This window comes from Acidovorax sp. FG60, assembly GCF_057808995.1.
Genome location: NZ_JBMDJC010000063.1, coordinates 1 through 629, shown reverse-complemented (window position 1 = coordinate 629; position 629 = coordinate 1). Strand labels below are relative to the sequence as shown.

Here is a 629-nt window from a genome sequence, read left to right as displayed (position 1 = left end):
ACCGAAGAAGCCCTCGCACGCTGCGTTGTCAGGCGAGCAGGCCTTGCGGGACATCGAGCGGGTGAGCTTGGCCTCGCTCATTCTGGATAGCCAGCCAGGCCAGCGGTAGTGACCTCCGCGGTCTGAGTGGACCACTGGTCGATCGCTTGTCTCTGTGACGGTCTCGATGGCTGCATCCAGCATGGTGTTGACCAGCTCTGCATCCGGACTCGTGCCGATGGTCCAGCTCACCACCATCCCGTCGAAGCAATCGATGATCGGCGACAGGTAGACCTTGCCTGCAGGGATCTGGAACTCCGTGATGTCGGTCAGCCATTTCTTGTTGGGGGCTGCTGCCTGGAAGTCACGGTTGATGATGTTCTCTGGTGCTGGGCTGATCTCGCCCAGGTAAGACGCATACCGACGCCTCTTGGGTTTTGCAACGACCAGGCTCTCTTGCTTCATCAGCCGCTGTATCACCTTCTCGGAGATCGGGCCTTGCTCTCTGGCCAGTGAGGCTTGCAGCCTGCGGTAGCCATAGCAGCGGTGATTGGACTCGAAGATCTCGGTGATGGACTGGCGCACCCTCACGTACTTGTCTCCGATTGCCGCGCGGGCCCGATGGTAGAAGTACGAGCTACGCGCAAGAC

1 protein-coding gene is annotated in these 629 nt (G+C 60.1%); it reads right to left on the bottom strand.

The genetic code is table 11. The features are described 5' to 3' along the window. The coding region (locus ACODS0_RS28015) for an IS3 family transposase (RefSeq protein WP_488838509.1) at positions 1 to 629 on the bottom strand (629 nt) is incomplete at both ends.